This is a genomic window from Micromonospora sp. ABR4_055 (assembly GCF_056160425.1).
The window spans coordinates 1-19,924 of sequence record NZ_JBSWXD010000131.1; the positions used below are offsets into that span (position 1 = coordinate 1).

General features: G+C 71.3%; 17 protein-coding genes. 5 read left to right on the plus strand and 12 right to left on the minus strand.

Annotation, left to right across the window (positions count from 1 at the left end; genetic code table 11):
• The 3 genes from ACXAHD_RS24490 to ACXAHD_RS24500 form a co-directional block, all read right to left on the minus strand.
• The coding region (locus ACXAHD_RS24490) for a hypothetical protein (RefSeq protein WP_475053440.1) at window positions 1–457 on the minus strand (457 nt) is incomplete at its 3' end.
• 42 nt (window positions 458–499) lie between these two features.
• Entirely contained in the window at window positions 500–1,678 is a 1,179-nt protein-coding gene (locus ACXAHD_RS24495) for a glycosyltransferase (RefSeq protein WP_281551994.1), read from the minus strand.
• Window positions 1,675–2,244, minus strand: coding sequence for a hypothetical protein (locus tag ACXAHD_RS24500; RefSeq protein ID WP_281551995.1), 570 nt, complete (start codon window positions 2,242–2,244; stop codon window positions 1,675–1,677). Before ACXAHD_RS24500 ends, ACXAHD_RS24495 begins: the two co-directional genes overlap by 4 nt.
• A gap of 38 nt (window positions 2,245–2,282) precedes the next feature.
• Here ACXAHD_RS24500 and ACXAHD_RS24505 point away from each other — a divergent pair, with 38 nt between their 5' ends.
• Complete coding sequence (locus ACXAHD_RS24505) at window positions 2,283–3,896, plus strand: glycosyltransferase family 2 protein (RefSeq protein ID WP_281551996.1); 1,614 nt, start codon at window positions 2,283–2,285, stop codon at window positions 3,894–3,896.
• A 31-nt stretch (window positions 3,897–3,927) separates the two neighbouring features.
• Here ACXAHD_RS24505 and ACXAHD_RS24510 read toward each other — a convergent pair whose 3' ends face one another.
• The gene (locus ACXAHD_RS24510; RefSeq protein WP_281551997.1) at window positions 3,928–6,141 is read right to left on the minus strand and encodes a bifunctional glycosyltransferase/CDP-glycerol:glycerophosphate glycerophosphotransferase; all 2,214 of its coding nucleotides are present in this window, start codon (window positions 6,139–6,141) and stop codon (window positions 3,928–3,930) included.
• On the minus strand, window positions 6,138–8,267 hold the full coding sequence (locus ACXAHD_RS24515) for a DUF5941 domain-containing protein (RefSeq protein WP_475053453.1): 2,130 nt from the start codon (window positions 8,265–8,267) through the stop codon (window positions 6,138–6,140). Before ACXAHD_RS24515 ends, ACXAHD_RS24510 begins: the two co-directional genes overlap by 4 nt.
• Window positions 8,268–8,653: 386 nt before the next feature.
• On the opposite strand from ACXAHD_RS24515, the gene ACXAHD_RS24520 reads away from it, so the two are divergent.
• Window positions 8,654–8,860 carry a PspC domain-containing protein gene (locus ACXAHD_RS24520; RefSeq protein ID WP_281551999.1) on the plus strand — a complete coding sequence of 69 codons (207 nt, stop codon included), beginning with the start codon at window positions 8,654–8,656 and terminating at the stop codon, window positions 8,858–8,860.
• A gap of 4 nt (window positions 8,861–8,864) precedes the next feature.
• On the opposite strand, the gene ACXAHD_RS24525 is transcribed toward ACXAHD_RS24520, so the two are convergent.
• The 7 genes from ACXAHD_RS24525 to pdxH all read right to left on the minus strand — a co-directional run bounded on the left by ACXAHD_RS24525 (window position 8,865) and on the right by pdxH (window position 16,084).
• The gene (locus ACXAHD_RS24525; protein ID WP_475053445.1) at window positions 8,865–10,859 is read right to left on the minus strand and encodes an arabinofuranosyltransferase; all 1,995 of its coding nucleotides are present in this window, start codon (window positions 10,857–10,859) and stop codon (window positions 8,865–8,867) included.
• A gap of 69 nt (window positions 10,860–10,928) precedes the next feature.
• Entirely contained in the window at window positions 10,929–12,155 is a 1,227-nt protein-coding gene (locus tag ACXAHD_RS24530; protein ID WP_281552001.1) for a glycosyltransferase family 2 protein, read from the minus strand.
• A 227-nt stretch (window positions 12,156–12,382) separates the two neighbouring features.
• Complete coding sequence (locus ACXAHD_RS24535; protein ID WP_281552002.1) at window positions 12,383–12,973, minus strand: DUF4230 domain-containing protein; 591 nt, start codon at window positions 12,971–12,973, stop codon at window positions 12,383–12,385.
• 291 nt (window positions 12,974–13,264) lie between these two features.
• Complete coding sequence (locus ACXAHD_RS24540; protein ID WP_123606308.1) at window positions 13,265–13,576, minus strand: type II toxin-antitoxin system VapB family antitoxin; 312 nt, start codon at window positions 13,574–13,576, stop codon at window positions 13,265–13,267.
• 171 nt (window positions 13,577–13,747) lie between these two features.
• Window positions 13,748–14,368 (minus strand): nitroreductase family protein, encoded by a 621-nt coding sequence (locus ACXAHD_RS24545; protein WP_281555738.1) that lies wholly within the window; start codon window positions 14,366–14,368, stop codon window positions 13,748–13,750.
• The gene (locus tag ACXAHD_RS24550; RefSeq protein ID WP_281552003.1) at window positions 14,368–15,339 is read right to left on the minus strand and encodes an aldose 1-epimerase family protein; all 972 of its coding nucleotides are present in this window, start codon (window positions 15,337–15,339) and stop codon (window positions 14,368–14,370) included. The genes ACXAHD_RS24545 and ACXAHD_RS24550 overlap by 1 nt, the downstream gene beginning before the upstream one ends.
• Before the next feature lie 85 nt (window positions 15,340–15,424).
• The gene (gene pdxH / locus ACXAHD_RS24555) at window positions 15,425–16,084 is read right to left on the minus strand and encodes a pyridoxamine 5'-phosphate oxidase (RefSeq protein WP_281552004.1); all 660 of its coding nucleotides are present in this window, start codon (window positions 16,082–16,084) and stop codon (window positions 15,425–15,427) included.
• A 198-nt stretch (window positions 16,085–16,282) separates the two neighbouring features.
• Here pdxH and ACXAHD_RS24560 point away from each other — a divergent pair, with 198 nt between their 5' ends.
• The 3 genes from ACXAHD_RS24560 to sepH all read left to right on the plus strand — a co-directional run.
• A complete protein-coding gene (locus ACXAHD_RS24560; RefSeq protein ID WP_123606312.1) occupies window positions 16,283–17,389 on the plus strand; it encodes a citrate synthase 2 in 1,107 nt (368 codons plus the stop codon).
• Between the two features lie 158 nt (window positions 17,390–17,547).
• The gene (gene serC, locus ACXAHD_RS24565) at window positions 17,548–18,675 is read left to right on the plus strand and encodes a phosphoserine transaminase (protein ID WP_281552005.1); all 1,128 of its coding nucleotides are present in this window, start codon (window positions 17,548–17,550) and stop codon (window positions 18,673–18,675) included.
• Between the two features lie 287 nt (window positions 18,676–18,962).
• Window positions 18,963–19,924: septation protein SepH (gene sepH, locus ACXAHD_RS24570; protein ID WP_475053451.1), on the plus strand; the 962-nt coding region annotated here is incomplete at its 3' end.

Sequence of the window (19,924 nt, forward strand, 5' to 3'; positions counted from 1 at the left end):
CACCCCCCCCCCCCCCCCCCCCCCCCCCCCCCCCCCCCTCCCCCCCCCCCCCCCCCCCCCCCCCCCCCCCCCCCCCCCCCCGGACCAGCACCCGGCGGGCCGGTGGGGCTTCATAGGCACCGTCGGCCGCTGTGGCCCGCCGCGATGTCACCGCCCCGACCACGGCCCAGACCGCGATCAGGGTGGTGAACTGCAGTGCCCAGACGGCAGTCGCCGCGACGCTGGCGTGGTTGGTGTACGCCGGCGCGGCGGTCGTCGCCACCGCGAAGACAACGAAGGCCGGCAGCCAGGTGAAGGCGTAGACGAAGACCGCCGCCCGGACGGCCGCCGCTGGCCTGCTCTGCCGGTCCCGCAGCGGCAGGACCTGCTCGGCGATACTGACCCGCACCTCGTCGGAGGCCCAGACCAACTTACGGTCCGGACCTGACGGAGGCGCCGGTGGCACAGGGCTCGACATGCCGACAAGACTAGCGACCGATCGATCTACTTAGGTACGCGGTCACGCCAGCGGGTCGAGGTGCCGCCGCAGCTCAGCCGCGAACCGGGCGCTGACCTTGGCCGGGGCCAGGGCTTCGACGTGGTCGCGGACCGCCGCGCGGACCGGCTCGGCGCGGTCCCAGGAACCGCCGGACTCGGTGATCGTCTCGGCGGTCTTGTCCGGGTCGGACAGGTCGAACCGGCGCAGCGCGGCGTCCGGCAGCAGGCCACCGACGGTGGTGCCGGTCGACACGTACGCCGGCAGTCCGAACCCGGCGGTCAGCGCCAGCGCACCGGAGTTCAGCGACGACCGGTACGGGTAGACGGCGGCGTCGGCCGCCCGCAGAAAGTACTGCACGTCGGTGTCGGGTGCGAAGCCAGGGTGGAAGATCACCGCCGGGTGCTCGGCAGCCCGGCGCATGAAGTCGGGGCCGCCGGCCTCCTCGCGTACCTTGCCGGCGACCAGCCAGCGCAGCCGTGGGTCGAGCCGGACCGCGACATCGAGCGCGTCGAGGAAGTCGCCGTGCCCCTTGTACGGCCGGACCTGCCCGAAGGTGACCAGCACCCGGACGCCGAGCGGGATGCCGAGGTGGCTGCGGGCGGCGGGCCGGTCCACCCAGTCCGGGTAGGCGCCGGCGAAGGTGGGGTGCGGGGCGATCACCACGCGTCGGGGCTCGGCTCCGAAGGTCTCCCGCAGGATGTCGAGGTGGCTGTCGTGCATCAGGTGCACCACATCGGCGGCGGCGAGCATCACCTGGCGCAGCCGGGTTTCGGTCGCCCGGTGCACAGTCTCGTGCGGGAGCAGGTTGTGCACCGTCCAGACCAGCCGTACGCCCTGGTCGCGCAGGGTGTCCAGCCGCTTGGCGAAGGCATCGACCGCTGCCTCGGCCTGGCTGGTGGTGGTGCAACCGGAGGTGACGTCGTAGAGCCAGTGCACGTGCAGCACCCGGCCGACGCCGTCGGGCAGCGCGGGCAGCAGTTTGTCCAGTTGGTCGAGGCGGCGGACCCGGATCGGCGTCAAGTTGTGCCCGGCGAACCGGCTGTACAGCAACGACTGGTACGGGTTGGCCCTGTCGACCGGCCAGTGCAGCCAGGCGACCGGGGGGCGGCCGGTGTCGGACCAGTCGGCGGCGGTCAGCGCGCTCAGCGCGTCGTCAAGCAGGTGTCCGGCGGAGGTGCCACGGCGCCAGGGAACGATCACGGCTGCCCACCGTACCGTGCACCGGTGCCGGCGGCGACCGCTCGGGCGACGGATGCGCTGGCCGGGTCGCCGGCACGTACCTCGGTGACGCCGCCGGTCGCCGCGAGTCGGGTGAGGACACTGGTGGTGAGCTGGTCTCGCAGGTCGGACGGCAGCCCTGACCAGGCATGACGCCAGTACGCAAGCGGTGCGGGTCGGCCGGTGACGGTGGCCTCGATCGGGGCGGCCGGATCGGGTCGGTGCAGGGTGAGCCGGACCGCGTCGCCGGCCGGTCGACCCGCGGGCGGCGGGTCGGCGGCCGGGCCCGGGGCGCCGACGCCGACGGACCGGACCCGCCGCTGCTCGGTCTCGTTCGCCGCCCCGCGCTGCACCAGCCGGAGCAGGGCCGCTGTTACGCCCTGACGATCACCCCTGCGCTCGGCGACGCCGACGAGAAGACGAACGTCGCTCGCGGTAACGTTCGGGCTGTAGAGTTGCGCCGCTGGCCGGCCGGCCATGCGCTGTAGCCGACCAGCCATCCGCCGGGCCGGGCGCAGCACGCGACGTACTCTACGAATCAGGGTCACCGGCCCAGATTACCCAGTCGTGACGTGAGGTGAACGCGGTGCCATCTCCGACGGTCAGCGTCGTCGTGCCGGTCTACAACACAGAGAAATGGCTCGCGGAAGCGCTCGGATCCATCGAAGGCCAGCCTGGTCGGGACCTGGTCGAGGTCATCGTGGTCGACGACGGCTCGACTGACGGGTCAGCCGAGATCGCCCAGCGGTACGCCACTCAGGCCACCGCGGTGCGCTACGTCCGGCAGGACAACGCCGGGCTCGGCGCGGCCCGCAATCATGGCGTGCGCCTCGCCACCGGCCGCTACCTGGCGTTCCTCGACTCGGACGACATCTACCCGGACGGCGCGCTCAGTCACCTGACCGGGCTCGCCGACCACCATGAGGCGGCGATCGCCGTCGGCGACATGCAAGGGCTGCCGCCCCGGCCGAACCCCGCCTGGCGTCGTGAACTGCTCATCGGTGAACGGGTCGTCGAGCACATCGCGCACGCCCCGGATCTGGTTGGCAACCCGTCGGCCTGCAACAAGATCTTCCGCCGGGATCTGGTCGACGCGGTCGGCGTCACGTTCACCGAGGGCACCGCGTTCGAGGACGTGTTGTTCACCATCCCGTTGCTGGCCAGATCGCCCCGGACGATCCTCACCCCCCGGCTGAGCTACCTCTACCGACAGCGGGGGGACAATTCCTCGCTGATGGATTCCCGCAGCCAGCCGGCCCGGATCATGCAGCATCTGACCATCATCGAGCGGCTCGCCGACGAGGTGCGGGACCTGCGCCCGGACGACCGCGAAGCGGTGTACCGGTGGATCGCCTACATGCAGCTGCATTACGCGTGGCGGGCGGCGGCTGGCTGCGACGACGATCAGCTCGCCGAGTTCACCGCCCGAATACACAGCCTCTTCAAGGACATCCCGATCGATGTGGCCAGCGAGTTCGTCGGCAACGCCGGGGCCGGGTTGCGCGCCGTCGCGATCTACGAGCAGGACGCCGCGACCGTACGCCGGCCGCGTTCCAGCCGACCGCTGCGGGTGCACGCCGGCCAGCCGTACCTCGGGCACCCCGACTTCGACACCTACCGCGATCTGCTCCGGGTCCGCGAGATGACAGTCAGTGTCAAGGCGCTGCGTGGCAGTCGGCCGGTCACCGGCCCGGCAGCCGCTGGCCCGACAGTCGCCGTCGAGGGCACGGTGCGCTGCGCCGGCATCGACGGCGAACCCGGTCAGGTCCGCTCCGACCTGCTGCTGGAGGTCGGGGACGGGCTGCTCCGCCAACCGGTCACCGTCGAATCCCGCGAAGGCAACGATCTGCGCTGGTCCTGCCGGCTGGCCGCCGGTGAGCTGGCCCCCGGCCGGTACCCGGTCCGGCTGGTCGTCCGGGACAGCGGCCGCGAGTACGCCGTACCGCCGGGGCCGGAGCGCGGCGGCCGGGGCACCCTCGGCACCGGTCCGACCCGGGTCGGCGCCCGGGTGCTCTGGCTGACGCCGGACGCCGCCGGGCCGACGCTGGTCGTCACCGACGGCACCGCCGGCACCCTGGCCCGCAGTCCGCAGTGGCTGTCCGAGATGGGTGCCCGACAGAGCCGGAATCTGCTCCGCCGGGCATGGCGGACGGCACGGTCCGGTCGACGGCGACTGACGTCCCGCCGTACCGACAGCTGACCGACCACCGTCCGTCCGCCCCGATCCGGGATCAGCGGGCGGCCGGCGGTGCCGGCTCGCCGAGCAACGCGCGGCGGACCACCCGCTCGGCGGCGTGCCCGTCGTCGAGGTGGCAGAACCGCCCCCGGAACTGGGTCCGGGCCTTGGCCGCGGCGTCGTCGTCGACCGCTCCGGTACGGAACACGTCCAGCAGGTGGCCGAAGGTGGTGGCGACCGCTCCCGGAGGTTCCGCGGTGATGTCGAAGTAGACGCCCCGCGCCATCGCGTACGCTGCAGCGTCCGGCGCGTAGATCACGATCGGTCGGTCCAGGATCGCGTAGTCGAACATCGCCGACGAGTAGTCCGTGATCAGCACGTCGGCGGCGAGGTACAGGTCCTCGACCACCGGGTGCGCCGACACGTCCCGGACCCGGCCGCTGGCCGGGGCGTTGGGCGCCCGGCCGGTCCGCTGCCGGTCGTGGAAGTAGTGGCTGCGGATCAGCAGCCAGGCGTCCGGGCCGAGGACCTCGGCGAAGGCGTCGGCGTCGAAGTCCGGCCGCCAGCCGGGCTGGTGTTCGCGGTGGGTCGGCAGGTAGAGCACCACCCGCTCGCCGGCAGCGATACCGAGCGCCTCCCGGGCGGCTGCCACCTCGGCGTCGGTGGCCAGCGCCAGCCGGTCGTTGCGCGGATAGCCGGTGTCGAGCGACTCGAAGCCGGCCGGGTAGGCGCGCTCCCACATCTGGGTGGAGAAGTGGTTGGCGCTGACGCTGTAGTCCCACCGGTCCACCCGGCGCAGCAGCAGGGAGAAGTTCATCGAGGTGGCGCCGATCGGGTGCCGCTGCTGGTCCAGACCCATCACCTTGACCGGCGTGCCGTGGTGGGTCTGGACGTGCACCGAGCCGGGCCGCTTGCGCACGTAGTCGGGGAAGTTCACGTTGTTGATCAGCCACTTTGACCTTGCCAGGGCCCGGTAGTAGCCCCGGGTGCCGGCGACGACGTACGGCACGCCGGCCGGCATGCTCGGCGCCAGGTCCCGACGAACCACCCAGACGCTCTTGATCTGCGGGGCGATCTGCGCCGCCTTGGCGTGGATCGCCGCCGGGTTGCAGCTGTAGCCCCGGTACCAGTACGCGGCGTACAGCGCCAGCGACTGGTCCATCGGCAGCCGCAGCTGCAGCCGGTAGTAGCCGCGCAGCAACACCCGCCGACCGGCCCGGGCCAAGTTGATCAGCCGCCGCTTGACCGGCCGGCCGAGGCGTCGGGAGACCGAGGGCAGCTTCTTGCGGGCCTGCTGACCGACCCGCAACGCGGCGAAGGTACGCCACCGATTGGCGGCCAGCAGCCGCCGCTTCAGTCCTTCCACGCCGTCCGGCTCGGGGTAACCGCCGGCCGGCAGCCGCCGTTGGTAGTCGGCGTGTGCCCGGGCGAAGAACTCCCGGTGCAGCTCGCGGGGCAGCCGGCCGCCGTGCCCCAGCACCATCAGATAGTGGGAGATCATCAGACCGAACAGCTCGGGCCGGACCGGATCGGCCTGCGGGCCGCGGGCGTCCAACCAGTCAAAGGTGTGGCCCCAGTGGTCGAACATCTCGAAGTGCCGGGCGCTGCGGGTCCGAGTGATCGCGCCGGTGCGGCGCTGCCGGTAGTTGACGCACGCCCGGTCGAGTACGGTGATCCGCTCGGCCGCGACCAGCAGCGGGAAGGTGAACGACACGTCCTCGTACCAGCCAGCCTCGAACCGCAGCCCGAGATCGACCAGGAACTCCCGGCGGGTGACCTTGTTCCAGGCGGTGTGCAGGACCTTGAGCGTCTCCGGTCGGGTCCGTACGTCGAACACCTCGGCACCGGGCGAGGTCGGGAACGCCTGGCGCAGTGCGCTACCCGCCTGGTAGTTGTTCCAGAACACCCGTACGTGGTCGACGATCAGCACGTCGGGCGTGGTGTCGCGGAGCCGGTTGGCGACCGCCCGCAGCGCGCCGTCGGTCAGCCAGTCGTCGCTGTCCAGAAACCAGACGTATTCGCCGGTCGCCGCGTCCAGGCCGGCGTTTCGGGCCTTGCCCAGACCGACGTTGGCCGGCAGCGACAGCACGGTCAGCCGGGGGTCGCGGGCGGCGTACTCGGCGAGGATCTGCCCGGAGGTGTCCGGCGAGCAGTCATCGACCGCGATCACCTCGACGTCGGTGAACGACTGCCCGAGGATGGAGTCAAGGCACTCCCGCAGATAGCCCTGCACCTTGTACACCGGCACAACGATACTGATCAACGTCATCGGTCATCACCTGCGATCGTGCCGGCGGGGCGGCCGGCGGGGTGGAGGGAGGGAGCCGGATCAGCCGGTATGGCCGGCGACCGGCGGGGTGCCGGAATCCGGGCGACGGCGCCCGGCGGGCGGTGGTGCGCTGCTCGATCCGGTGCCGGCGGCCGGTGATCGACGACCGCGGTCACGAGGAAGTGCAGCATCAGATAGCCGGCGAACGCGGCGACCACACCGGTGGTCACCGCGACCGGGTCGACCGTCGCGGGCAGCCCGGGAGCGAGCAGCATCGGTCCGGCAGCGGCGGCGGCGAGCAGCAGTACTCGGCCGTCCCAGCCGAGGCTCCACCGGCGCAGCGGTGGTCCGTCGAGCCGTTTCTCCAGCCGGGCGGTGAGATCGTAGTGGTGCAGGGCGAGGATCAGCAGCAGTCCGTAGGTGACCGCGGCCGGCACGCCGGCGACCACGCCGGCCGCTACGACGAAGAGAAGCTCAGCCGCCCGCAGCGCCGCCGGCACCAGCCAGTCGAGCGCGCCGGTGGCCGGCCTGGCCGCGCTGGCCGAGCCGGCCGCCAGCAGGGCCGCCGCGCCGACTAGGACGGCGCCGGCACCGGACAGCACGCCGGTCGCGGTCAGGACCAGCAGGGTCGCGGCGGCCCCGGCGGCGGTCACCGCGAGGGGCAGCTGCCCGGCGGGGGACCGACCGGTCAGCAGACCGGCGATCCGACTGGCCAGGAAACCGTCGTCGCGGTAGGTCGCGGTGTCCGCCGCCGCCAGCACCGAAACCCGCATCGACCGGGCCCGCAGGGTCCGCAGGCCCGCCGTCCAGATGGCCGCGAGCATCCCCCAGCCGAGCACGGCCCACAGGCTGACCAGCGGGCCGAACAGCGCCACGGTGGCGGCGATCAGTGCCCACCGCTCGCCGATCGGAAAGACGATGGTCCGTTTCGCCCAGTAGATCGGCGAGCGCGGCCCGGCGAGCACCCGGTCGGAGGCCTGGCTGAGCCGACCGCCGACCCCGCCCACCGCCGCGCCGGTGGCCGGCCGGTGGGCAGCTTCGTCGTGCAGCGCCCCGTACCAGGCGTCGGTCATGTGCCGGACGGTCTGCAACACGATCGCGGCGGTGGCCAGCACCCATCCGTCGGTCGCCCACCCACCGGCCAGTCCCGCCTGGTGTACGCCGACGCCGAGCCCCGCGTAGACCAGGTACTCCTTGCCCCGGTCGGCGATGGTGTCCAGCCAGCCGCCGAACGCGCTGAACCGGCCGGTGTAGCGGGCCAGCTGGCCGTCGACGCAGTCGAGCACGAAGCCGAGATAGAGCAGGACCGCACCGAGCAGCAGCAGCGGTCGGTCACCGACGGCGAACAGCAGCGCGGCGGCGGCGGCGAACGCGACCGAGATCGTGGTGACCCCGGTCGGGCTCAACCCGATCCGCGCCGCGAGCTTCGCAACGATTGGTGACCAGCTGCTTACAAAGTAGGTGGCGAACAGGTCGTCATGTTCCTTGACCGCGAGGCGCAGTCGGGCCCGGTCGGGGTCGACGGCACGGATCCGGGCCTCGGCGTCGGACAGACCGACCGGGTCGGCCACCCGCCGGGCCACCAGGTGCCGCAGCGGGTACGCCCCGACGGTGGCACCGTCGGCGACGAACTCGGCGAGGATCGCGTCCAGCGGGTGGGCGCCCGGTGGCAGTCGCCGGGTGGCGCCGGCCCGGGCCGCTGTGGCCAACGCGGACAGGTCATCGACGCCCACCCGCAGTACGCCACCGAAGAGCGGAAGCCGGCCCGCACCGGCCGCACCGACGGTGGCCGAACCGACAGTGACCGGGTCTGCACCGGTTGGGTCGGTGGTGACGGCGACGATCCGGCCGCGCAGCGCGCTGACGGCGGCGGCCCGACCGGCACCGGAGCCGTCCTCAGTGGTCAGCAGCAGCGCCCGGGTGGTATCGGCCGGCGCCACGCAGAGCAGTCGAATCACCTCAGTGTGGGCGACCACGTCGGTGGCGCACAGCAGGACCGGCCCGGCGGCCCGCTCGACGAGGTCGGCGACGATGCCCGGTGCTGCAGTCCGCACCTCGTCGGCACCGGCCGCCACGAGCTGCCCCCGGAGGTGATCGTTGAGCGACGATCCACTTGCTGTGCGCAACTCTCCGGCATCGGCGCTGGTCGGGGTAGCAGAAGCCCGGTTCGCCGCAATCAGGATCGCCAGTGTCACATTCGCGCGCTTCCGTCTAGACGAGCGCGCGAGGCGCTCCGAGGGGTGGCGTCGCCCGAGCGCGCCGACGAGGGTGGGGGCACCGTCGGTGTGGGCAACGCCGGCAAGATTAGCAGTCGGTGAACAATGCGGGTAGCTCGCACGTCCGAGAGATGACGCCGCCCTGGCGCGGCCCCTGAATGATCTTGAATCGGTCAGGGTAACGCCGTACGGGAGCCACGCCGCGAATCGGTCCGTGGACGGAGGTCACCACGTCCCGGCGTACCTACCGTGGAGTGTGGCAGACCCGCCAGCAACGACACCCGAAGGAGCGTCCGATGAGCCGCAAACTGGTACGTCCCCGCGACGGACGGATGATCGCCGGCGTCTGCGCCGGGCTCGGCCAACGATTCGGCATCTCAGCGGGAATGGTGCGGTTGATCTTCCTGCTCTCGCTACTGCTGCCCGGCACCCAGGTGATCATTTACCTGGCGTTGTGGATCGTGATGCCGAACGAGGACCGTAACCTCGCCACGTCGTACTGAGCGGTCACCGACGGACCGCGACGAAGACCTGTTCCGGCAGGTCGTCGCGGACCGCCCAGTACCGCGGATCGAACTGGTCGCGGTGGAACCGCAGTTCCTGCCAGATCAGCTCGTCGCCGTCCCGGGTCAGGACGAAGACGTCGATCGGCCCGAACGCGGTCGCCGCAGACTCGGCGGCGAACGTCGCCGGGTCCTCCTGGTCGGCCAGGTCGCGCAGCTCGGCCCGGCGTTCGTCCCACCGGGACAGGGTGCCCGCCGCGGTCCGGTCGTTGCTCAGGTAACCGGGCCACGGCAGGTACGAGAAGAGCCGTTCGTCGACGGTGAGGGTGACCCGGTCTGGGTCCGGCCCGGTGACCTGCTCGACTGCTCGGCGTACCGGCTCGACCGGGAACCAGTCGGCGCGGCCGGTATCGGGCGCGTACCGGGGATAGCCGCCGTCGGGCAGCGGCTCGGCGTGCGCGGCCGTCGCATACCCCGAACCGGAGCCGTTGGTGCCCGGCATCCAGTTCGTGGAGTAGACCGGCACCGCCCAGGCCAGCAGCACCGCCAGCGGCACGCCGGCCAGCCCGACCGGCGGGCTGATCCGCAGCCGGCGCAGCAGCAGCGGCACCACGTGCACCAGGGTCAGCACCCCCGCGACGGCCAGCACCACGCCGTACAGCCGGGCTGTGTAGTGCCCGAAGGCGGTGTGCCCGGTCAGCACGAACCGCACCATCGACAGCAGTCGGTAGGCGAACGCGCCGGCGGCGATCAGCAACAGCGGTCGAGCCCACCAGGTCGACCGGATCAGCCAGACCAGGCCCACCATGCCGGCCAGCTGCAGGCCACGCAGCGGCAGGTCACCCCGATCCAGGAACGGCAGCAGACCATCGAGGTAGTACGGCGACACGAACAGATCGGAGACCAGCTGTCCGCCGTCGGTGGTGGTCAACGCCCACAGGTACGGCAGCACGTACCACGCCGACGACGCGGTGGCGGCTGCGGCGACCAGCAGCAGCCGTCGCAGGTACGCCCACCGGTCCGGCTCGGCCCGCCAGGCCGTCCCGATGATCACCACGAGGCCGAGCGCCGCGTAGACCAGCCAGGCCTGGTAGAGCGCCACCAGCAGACCGCCGAGCAGCCCGCAGACCAGCCAGTGCAGCCGGCCGCGAGGTGGACGGGTGAAGGTCTCCAGGACCCACGGGATGAAGATCATCAAAGCGAGGACCTCGTACGCCTTCCGCGGGTCGGACCAGGCCAGCACCCCCACGCAGGAGATCGCCAGCGCCGTCCAGGGACCCACCTGGCGGCGCCACAGCAGGAAACCGACCAGCACCGACGCCGAGACGAACAGCACCTCGGCGTCGCCGAGCAACCGCCAGGCCGGCTGGTCGAGCAGCACCGCCGCCCGACCGACCAGCCAGGCGTACAGCGGCGGGTACTCCGACGGCAGCCCGGGCACTGTGGTGTCCGCGCTGGTCGCGGTGACCGTGTACCGGGTAGCGGTGGCGGTCATCCGCAGCATGTCCCCGGACAGGCCACCGAAGCCGAACGGGGTGCCGGACAGCGCGGCCCGCAGGATCAGCGCCAGCCAGGCCGAGGCCAGACCGGCGCTGACTCCGGCCAGTGCCGGCATCGTCGTCGGCGCCCACCGCCGGACGGCGACAGCGGCCAGTCCGCCAAGGCAGACCAGCAACAGGCCGCTGGTGACCGGCAGCGACCGGCCGGCCACCGTGAAGGGGTCGGCACGCGCCACCGACGGCAGCACGACCGCCACCGGCGTGGCCACCAACCAGGTCAGTACGGCGAGCAACCCCGGACGGCCGGCCAGTGACCACAACCGGGAAGCCCTGGTCCGGCCCGGCCCTGGCCCCCGCCCCGGATCCCGAGCCAGGTCCGGTCCACGAGATCCGTCCGGATTGCCCTGCTCCGGAATGCGGCCCGATGCCCCCCGGTCGGGCGAACCTACCTTCCGGTCGGGCGGCTCGCCGGTGCCGGCCGGGGATGTCTCGACAGTCATGGTGCTCCGCGGAACCGTTCGTCGTCGTGACGCGCGCCGACCGTATCGTGAATCGGCGGGCCGTCCTGGTCAGTGGGTGCTGACGACCAGCGGGCCGAGCTCCGGGATCTGCTGATCGGCCACGGCGACGGAGACCCGCCGCAGGCTGAGCAGGCTGGAGAAGAGCCCGGCGAAGATCAGCGTCGCGCCGAGGCCGATCGCGGTCGAGGAGGGCAGCACCACCCGCATGGTGTCACTCGCGTCCTGGGCACCGAAGCCGGTCGCACCCCAGGTGGCGACCGCCAGAATGGTGCCGGCCAGACCGAGCAGGATCAACGTGATCCCGCCGGCCGTGCAGGTCTCCAGTCTGACGTACCGGCTCCACCGGTCGGACTGTCGCAGGTCGGTAATGCCCTCGTATCTGCCGTAGATCAGCGCGAACGCTCCGAAGAGCAGCAGCTGTGCGCCGGCGAGCATGGCGAGACAGGTGTAGACGAGGGTGCTGACGTCGAAGCCGATCCCGCCGACGACCAACGGGCCGACGACCAACGTGACGGTGCCGATCAGGCCGACCGCGAACAGCACCGCACCGGGCCAGATGAGCATCTTGCGTGGGGCGAACACCAGCAGGAACCGCAGGTGGCGCCAGCCGTCCCGCCAGGTCCGCAGGTGGGGTGGCCGGCTCCGGCCGTCGGGGCGCAGGGTGGTCGGCACCTCGGCGATGTCGTAGCCGTTGAGCGCGGCCCGGACGACCAGTTCGGAGGCGAATTCCATGCCCGGCATGCACAGCTGCAACTGCCGGACCCGGTCCCGGTTGAAGCCGCGGATGCCGCAGTGGAAATCGCCCACTTTCAAGCTGAACAGGCGGCGGCCGAGCCAGGAGAGCACCGGGTTGCCGAGATGGCGGTGCAGGAACGGCATCGCGCCGTCGGCTATGCCGCCGCGGAACCGGTTCCCCATCACCACGTCCCGACCGCGGCGCAATTCATGAATGAACGGTCCAAGGTCGGAGAGGTCGTACGAGTCGTCGGCGTCGGCCATGATGACGTACCGCCCCCGGGCCTGCTCGACGCCGTTGATCAGCGCTCCGCCGTAGCCGCGGATCGGGGCGTGCGACACCCGGGCACCGGCGCGTACGGCGATCTCCTGTGAGCCGTCGGTGGAGCCGTTATCGCTGACCAGGACCTCACCCCGGACCCCGAGCTCGTCGAGGGACCGGCGGGCCTTTCGGATGCACACCTCCAACGTCTCCGCCTCGTTCAGACACGGCAGAAGGACAGTGACCTCGACCTCGTCGTTGCGCACCGAACGCGCCACGGGTGCACCCCCGAATTAGAGACTGACCACAGCCAGGCCGTCATACCAGTCATGAATCAGTTTCATTGTCTGGCCCGCCGTTTCCGCGCGGATCCGGCCCTCGACTGCACTCTAGCGCGGCCCGCGCCGAACGAGTGCCCACCCCCGGACGGAAAACGCCGGACCGAAGGATGATTCGGCCCGGCGGATCGCCGTCCTTTACGGGCGGTTTCAGCTTGTGGAAATGTCTACGGCGTCACAAAGGTGACTGAGACTTCCTCATATCCCAGGGAGCGCAACAGCCCCGTCAGCATCTTGCGGGTGTTCTCCTCGGCCCGCCCGGCGATCCCGCTCTCCCGGGCAGCGGCCGCGATCCGGTCCTCGGCCAACTGGTAGACCTGCTGCCGCCGGTTCGGGTCACCGCCGAACACCTCACCGAGACGGTTGAGCAGGCCACGCTCCTCGGCGAAGACGTAGCTGTTGTCGAGATCGAGATCGGCATCGGTCAGCTGCGGCGCCGGCAACTCGATCTGCGCAGAAAGACCATCCTCAGAGGTTGATATGGCTTCCTCGCCGATTTGCCCGAAATCGACGTATGCCTCGACCGTTCCGACCCCGACGAACAGCGTCCGTTCGTTGAGCAGGAAATCGGGCACGTACCGTCGGTCCTGCTCAAGGTCGACGACAACCTGGTAGTTACCCTCCGCCGCGACGAACCGGCTGAGATCCTGGATCGACTGCAGCACCGGTGGCTGAGTGCGATCGGTCTCCTGTTGGGCGAAGGGGTTGCGCCAACTCGGTAGCAACCCGGCGGCCTGGGTCGACAGCAGCAGCACCACGACCAGACCGACGATTGCGGCGAGACCGAGCAGCCCGCGCCGACGGCCACCGGACTCCGCCGGTGGCGTAGCCGGCCCGGCCGGGTCCGGCGTACCGTCGGGATATTCCGGAAATTCCCGAGTAGGAGTGTTGACATCGCCGCTGCGGGACATCCCCATCACCGTCCTCACCAGACGCCGGCCCACCGCCGGGACGTCTGGATTCACCGTACGGCCCCGGTACGACAACCGCATCCGGGGCCGGCCGGGGGATCATCACGGCCGGCGGTCCAATCGGGTCGGGCCGGCAGATCAGCCGGCGGCCCGCTGCTGAATGAGCAGGTACACCCGGGCGTGGATCTGGTTGCGCTGCTGGAGCGCGGCCCGCAGCGCCCGGTGCAGGCCGTCCTCCAGGTAGAGACCGCCGTTCCACTGGACCACGTGTGGGAAGAGGTCGCCGTAGAACGTCGAGTCCTCGGCGAGCAACTTGTCCAGCGCCAGCTCCCGTTTGGTGGTGATCAGCTGATCGAGGCGCAGCGGGCGGGGCGGAATCTCCGCCCACTGCTTCAGAGTCAGACCGTGCTCCGGGTAAGGACGACCGTCCCGCACCGCTTTGAAGATCACGACGGCGCGCTCCTCCCATGTCGCCTACCGAACCGTCTGTCTGCCGAACCGCCACCCACCGGCCGGACGCCACCGTACGCCAGCGCGTCTGCCAGCGTAGCGACCTGCTGCGACCAATCGGAGCGATCCTGCGGCCCGTACCGCAGCGTCACCGCCCGCAACCGGCCCCGGTCAACCGTTCCACCGGCCACGATGAACCACCTCGTCGACCGGACGGCGACCGCGACGCAGCGACGAGGAACGCGTGTCCGGTGCCCGGTAGCCGACGGTTATCGCACCGATCGGGACGAACTCCTCCGGCACGCCGAACGCGTCCCGGAAACTCGACGTACGTTCCGGCGGGATGCCGAAGAAGCAGGCCCCCAGCCCTTCGTCCACGGCGGTCAGCAGCATCAGCAGCGCGGCGAAACCGGTGTCGATGTGCCAGTACGGCACCGGCCAGCGCGCCTCGTCGCGGTCGGTCCAGCCCTTGTCCGGCTGGGCGTACCGGTCCAGGTACGCCGACCGGTTGGCGTGCGGGACGATGATCAGCGGTGCCTGGGTCATGCCGGCCAGCCAGCGGCTGCGCCGCTCGGTGTCCGGGTCCGCCGCCACCGGGGTGGTCGCCGCCCAGAACGCCGCCCGGTCGTCCGGCCGGTCCAGCACCAGGAAACCCCAGCCCTGGGAGAAGCCGGCCGACGGCGCGTGGATGGCGTGCTCCAGCAACCGGTCGACGATCTCGGGCGGTACCGGGCGGTCCGGATCGTAGTTGCGGACCATCCGCCGCCGCCGAACCGCGTCGCGGAACTCCATCACCGACCCTCCGACTCCTGTCCCGGTCCCGCCGGATCCTGTCCCGGCCGAATGCCCCAGCTCGCCTGCCAGGTCTCGGCCGGCGCCAGGACGATCAGATCCCGCCCGGACCGGAACGCGTCCGGTGGGCAGGTCATCGGTTCGACCGCCACCGACCGCCGGTAGCGCGGCTCCGCGAAGGTGTCCCCGCTGAACAGCTGCCACCAGCCGAAGGCGGCGTCGGCCCAGAGCGTCACGCCAGCTGATCCGTCCTGGTTGGACAACCGGACGGCAGAGCCGCCAGACGGATCCCGGTCGAGGTCGCCGAACGCGGTGTCCAGCACCACCGGGCCGATCCGCCGCGGCTTGGTGAAGTCGTACTCGCCACCGGCCACCTTCGCCGCGCCGATCGGCAGCAGCCGGCCGTCCACCAGCAGCCGGCTGCGGGCCGGCAGGTGCAGGGTCACATCGTCGACCATGGTGTCCGGCAGCCGCAGGTACGGATGGACCCCGAGCCCGAACGGTGCCGGCTCGACGCTGGCGTTGGTCACCTGGTGGGTCACCCGCAGTCCGTCGGCGCCGACCGCCCACCGGGTACGCAGCACCAGCGACCACGGGTAGCCGGGGTGCGGGAAGAGGGTGCAGCCGATCACCACTTCGTCGGCCGTTTTGGAGATCAGTTGCCAGGGCAGCCAGCAGACCAGCCCGTGCAGCGCGGTGTGCCGGTCCGGCTCAGACAGGTGCAGCTGCCGGGTGACCTCGGCGAAGGTGTAGCGGCCGTCCCGGATCCGGTTCGGCCACGGAGCCAGGACCTGGCCGGCGCCGCCGACACAGAGCTCGTCCTCGGCGTACCCGTCGACGTAGTCGACCCCACCGGCGCGGTACGCCCGCAGCCCGCCGCCCACCTCGACCACGACGGCCTCGTGCCCGTCCGCCGCGATCGTCCACTGCGCTCCGGACGGCGGGCCCGGACGTGCATCGACGTTGTCCATGCGGCGACGATAACCGTTCGATCCAGCTCGCGGGTCACCCGCCGGCCAGTGATCCACAATAGCTAAGAGTAAATTAAAAGTTGCGCTACGCCGCGATTCGCTCGATCGACCAGCCGCCGGCGGCGTCCCGGCGGTACCGGAACCGGTCGTGCAGCCGGTCGGCCCGACCCTGCCAGAACTCGACGGTCCGCGGCGCCACCCGCAGACCGCCCCAGTGCGGCGGCGGTGGCACCGCGGTCGGCTCCGGGAACCGCCGCCGGGCTGCTGCCAGGCCGGCGTCGACCGCCGCACGGTCCGGCACCACCCGCGACTGCGGGCTGGCCCACGCGCCGAGCTGGGAGCCACGTGGCCGGGTGGCGAAGTACGCCTCGGTCTGCGCCCGTGGGATCGGTGCCACCACCCCGCGCACCTCCACCTGCCGGGACATCGCGAACCACGGAAAGAGCAGGCTGACCGAGGGATTGGCGGTGGCCTCGGTGCCCTTGCGCGACCGGTAGTTGGTGAAGAAGACGATTCCTGTCTCGTCGTACCCTTTCATCAGCACCGTCCGAGTACTCGGTCGCCCATCGACGTCGGCCGTGGCCAGCACCATCGCATTCGGTTCCGGCAACCCGGCCGCCACCGCGTCGGCGAACCACCGGGCGAACTGGGTGTGCCAGTCGACGGCGAGGTCACGGCGACGCAGTTCCGGGGCACCGCGATAGTCACGACGAGCCAGACTCGGTCGTGGTGTGTCTCCCGTCACGTCGCTCTCCTGAACTAGGGCTACCCCTGGCACCGAACTTACGCTGGGTACCCACCAGGCACGAACAACCGGTCACCCGCCGGGCACGAACGACCAGTCACCGCAGCACACGGATGTCAGCGAAACCGTTCAGGGCAGCCTGCAGCAGTTCTACCGGGCGCTCGGGCAGCACCGCCAAATCCCCACCAGGAGAGCCACATGTCCGACTTCAAACCGGGTCTCGAAGGTGTGATCGCATTCGAGACCGAAATCGCCGAGCCTGACAAGGAGGGCGGTGCCCTCCGGTACCGCGGCGTCGACATCGAGGATCTGATCGGACAGGTCTCCTTCGGCAACGTCTGGGCACTGCTGGTCGACGGTCGGTTCGGGCCGGGTCTGCCGCCCGCCGAGCCGTTCCCGGTGCCGGTGCACTCCGGCGACATCCGGGTGGACGTGCAGTCGGCGGTCGCCATGCTCGCCCCGTACTGGGGGCTGTCCCAGCTGCTGGACATCTCCGACGAGCAGGCCCGCGCGGACCTGGCCCGGGTATCGGTCACCGCGTTGTCGTTCGTCGCCCAGTCGGCCCGTGGGCTCGGTCTTCCGGCCGTGCCGCAGAAGGAGATCGACAAGGCGCAGACCATCGTCGAGCGGTTCATGCGCCGGTGGCGAGGCGAACCCGATCCGCGGCACGTCAAGGCGGTCGACGCGTACTTCATCTCCGCCGCCGAACACGGCATGAACGCCTCCACCTTCACCGCCCGGGTCGTCGCCTCCACCGGAGCCGACGCCGCCGCCTGCATCTCGTCGGGCATCGGTGCGCTCTCCGGACCGCTGCACGGTGGTGCCCCGTCCCGGGTGCTGCACATGATCGAGGGCGTGGAGCGCAGCGGCGACGCCGAGTCGTACGTCAAGGGCGTGCTCGACCGCGGCGAACGGCTGATGGGGTTTGGTCACCGGGTGTACCGGGCCGAGGATCCGCGCGCCCGGGTGCTGCGCCGCACCGCCAAGGAGCTCGGAGCGCCCCGCTACGAGGTGGCCGAGGCGCTGGAGAAGGCTGCCCTGGAGGAGCTGCACAACCGCAAGCCGGACCGGGTGCTGGCGACCAACGTCGAGTTCTGGTCGGCGGTGGTGCTCGACTTCGCCGAGGTGCCGGCGCACATGTTCACCTCGATGTTCACCTGCGCCCGGATGGGCGGCTGGAGCGCTCACATCCTGGAGCAGAAGCGGCTCAAGCGGCTGGTCCGCCCGTCCGCCCGGTACGTCGGCCCGCAGCCGCGCAAGCCGCAGCAGGTCGCCGGCTGGGACGCGGTCCCGCACGACGTCTGATCCGGCACGGATCCTGATCCGGCACCGACTCCGCCGGCACCGGCCCGGGATGTGTGGGGCACGCCTCAGTCGCAGACGTGGGACCACACCCCGGGGCCGGCCGGTCGGGTGCAAGGATTGGTCAACCCGTTACGCATCTGGAAGGACTTCTGACCACCGTGGCTGACGTTGCGACCATCCGCATCCCAGACGAGATCAAGCCCGCCGACGGCAGGTTCGGCTGCGGCCCGTCGAAGGTCCGCCCGGCAGCCGTCGCCGCGCTGTCCGAGGTCGCCACCAGCTACCTGGGCACGTCCCACCGGCAGAAGACCGTCCGCGACGAGGTCGCCCGGCTGCGACGCGGCATCGCCGAGTTCTTCGCGCTGCCCGAGGGCTACGAGGTGATTCTCGGCAACGGCGGTACCACCGCGTTCTGGGAGATCGCCACGTTCGGCCTGGTCCGCGACCGGGCGCAGTTCGCCAGCTTCGGCGAGTTCGGGGCCAAGTTCGCCAAGGCGGTACGCGACGCGCCGTTCCTCGGCGAGCCGACGGTACACAAGGCCGAGCCGGGCAGCGCCCCGGCCCTGGTCGCCGAGGCGGGCGTGGACGTCTACGCGACCCCGCACAACGAGACCTCGACCGGGGTCGCGGTGCCGATCCGGCGGGTCGCCGGGGCCGACGACGGTGCGCTGATGCTGGTCGACGCCACGTCCGGCGCCGGTGGCCTGGAGGTCGACCCGACCGAGACCGACGTCTACTACTTCGCCCCGCAGAAGTGCTTCGGCTCGGACGGCGGCGTCTGGCTGGCCCTGATGTCGCCGGCCGCCCTGGACCGGGCCGCCCAGGTCAAGGCGTCCGGCCGGTACATCCCGGCGTTCCTGGACCTGGTCACCGCGATCGACAACTCGCGGTTGGAGCAGACCTACAACACCCCGGCACTGGCGACGATCTTCCTCGCCGCCGAGCAGACCGACTGGATGAACGCCCAGGGTGGGCTGGCCTGGGCGGCGAAGCGGACGGCGGAGAGCGCGGCGGCGATCTACGGCTGGGCTCAGCGGTCCGCGGTTGCCACTCCGTTCGTCACCGATCCGGCGCTGCGGTCCAACGTAGTGGCGACCATCGACTTCGTCGACGGAGTGGACGCCGGCAAGGTCGCCAAGGTGCTGCGGGCCAACGGCATCGTGGACACCGAGCCGTACCGCAAGCTCGGCCGCAACCAGCTGCGGGTGGCGCTGTTCCCGGCGATCGACCCGTCCGACGTCGAGGCGTTGACCGCCTGCGTCGACTTCGTGATCGAGCGGCTTTGAGGCATATCGGGTGATTAAGCCGGTTCGGCGGTGGTTGCCGCTGAATCGGCGGGATTTGCTCTAGGATGACGATCAACCGCTGACCTCCCGTGATCGATCGTGATCGCCGACGCTCGATCACCGTCCACCATCCGACTCGCCCAGCCGGACGGATCTGGGCAGCTCACTCGACATGCCCGGCGTGGCCTACTCCCATCGGGTTGCTTATCGGCGTACCGTGTGCGGAGGACGTCGCGGGCGGGTCGACCTTGCGGCGTGGGGCAGCTCAGCGGGACGGAGGCAACGCGATGCGCCCGGTACGCTTCGTCGCCCTCTCCGAGGACGGTCAGGCCCTGGTCCTCGCTGACGAGGTCGGCCGACTGCTCGCCCTGCCGATCGACGACCGCGTCTCCACTGCGGTGCAGGCCGACCCGGACAGCTCGACCACGTTGACGGTGGCCAGCCAGCCCGGAGATCCCCAGCCGTCGCTGTCCCCCCGGGACATCCAGGCCCGGATCCGGTCCGGCGAGTCGGCCGACGACGTCGCGCGGATCGCCGGGGTGCCGGTTGACCGGGTGCTGCGCTACGCCGGACCGGTGCTGCAGGAGCGGGCCATGCTCGCCCAGCACGCCCGGCGTACCAGGCTGAAGAACTCCGACAAGGGTGCCCCGCTCGCCGAGGTCGTCGACGGCCGGCTGGCCCAGCACGGCATCGACGCGGAGAAGATTTCCTGGGACGCGTACCGGCGCGACGACGGCACCTGGCGGATCATCGCCACCTGGCCGTCCGGCAAGGCCACCGCCCAGGCCATCTGGGAGCTGGACAAGAGCCGCCAGGTCATCTCGCCGCACGACGACATGGCGCAGTACCTCTGCACCGAGCGGCCGACCCAGATCCTCGGTCAGGAGCCGGCGCCGGAGCGGGGCGGGCATGCGCTGCCCGGTCCGGCGCGCGCCGAGCCGGGCCGGGGCGGGCACGGCCTACCGGCTGCCCCCGGTGACCAGCCACGATCCAGCCGGGACCCGATCCGGGCCGGGCGGGACGCGCTGCTCGCCTCGCTGGACCGACCGCTCGGTTCGGCGGCCGGTCGCGGCCTGGAGCCGGCGGCCAACGCCGAGACGCCCCGGCAGCGGCCGGTGGCCGGCGGCGGGGGACCGACCCCCCGGTGTGGGCTAGGGTGTTTTCTTCTCCCTAACAAAACCCCTCCCACCAAGGGTTCCTCGGTTGCCTCTCCTTGTTGGTCTTGGTGTCACCGATCCCCCCTCTTCTC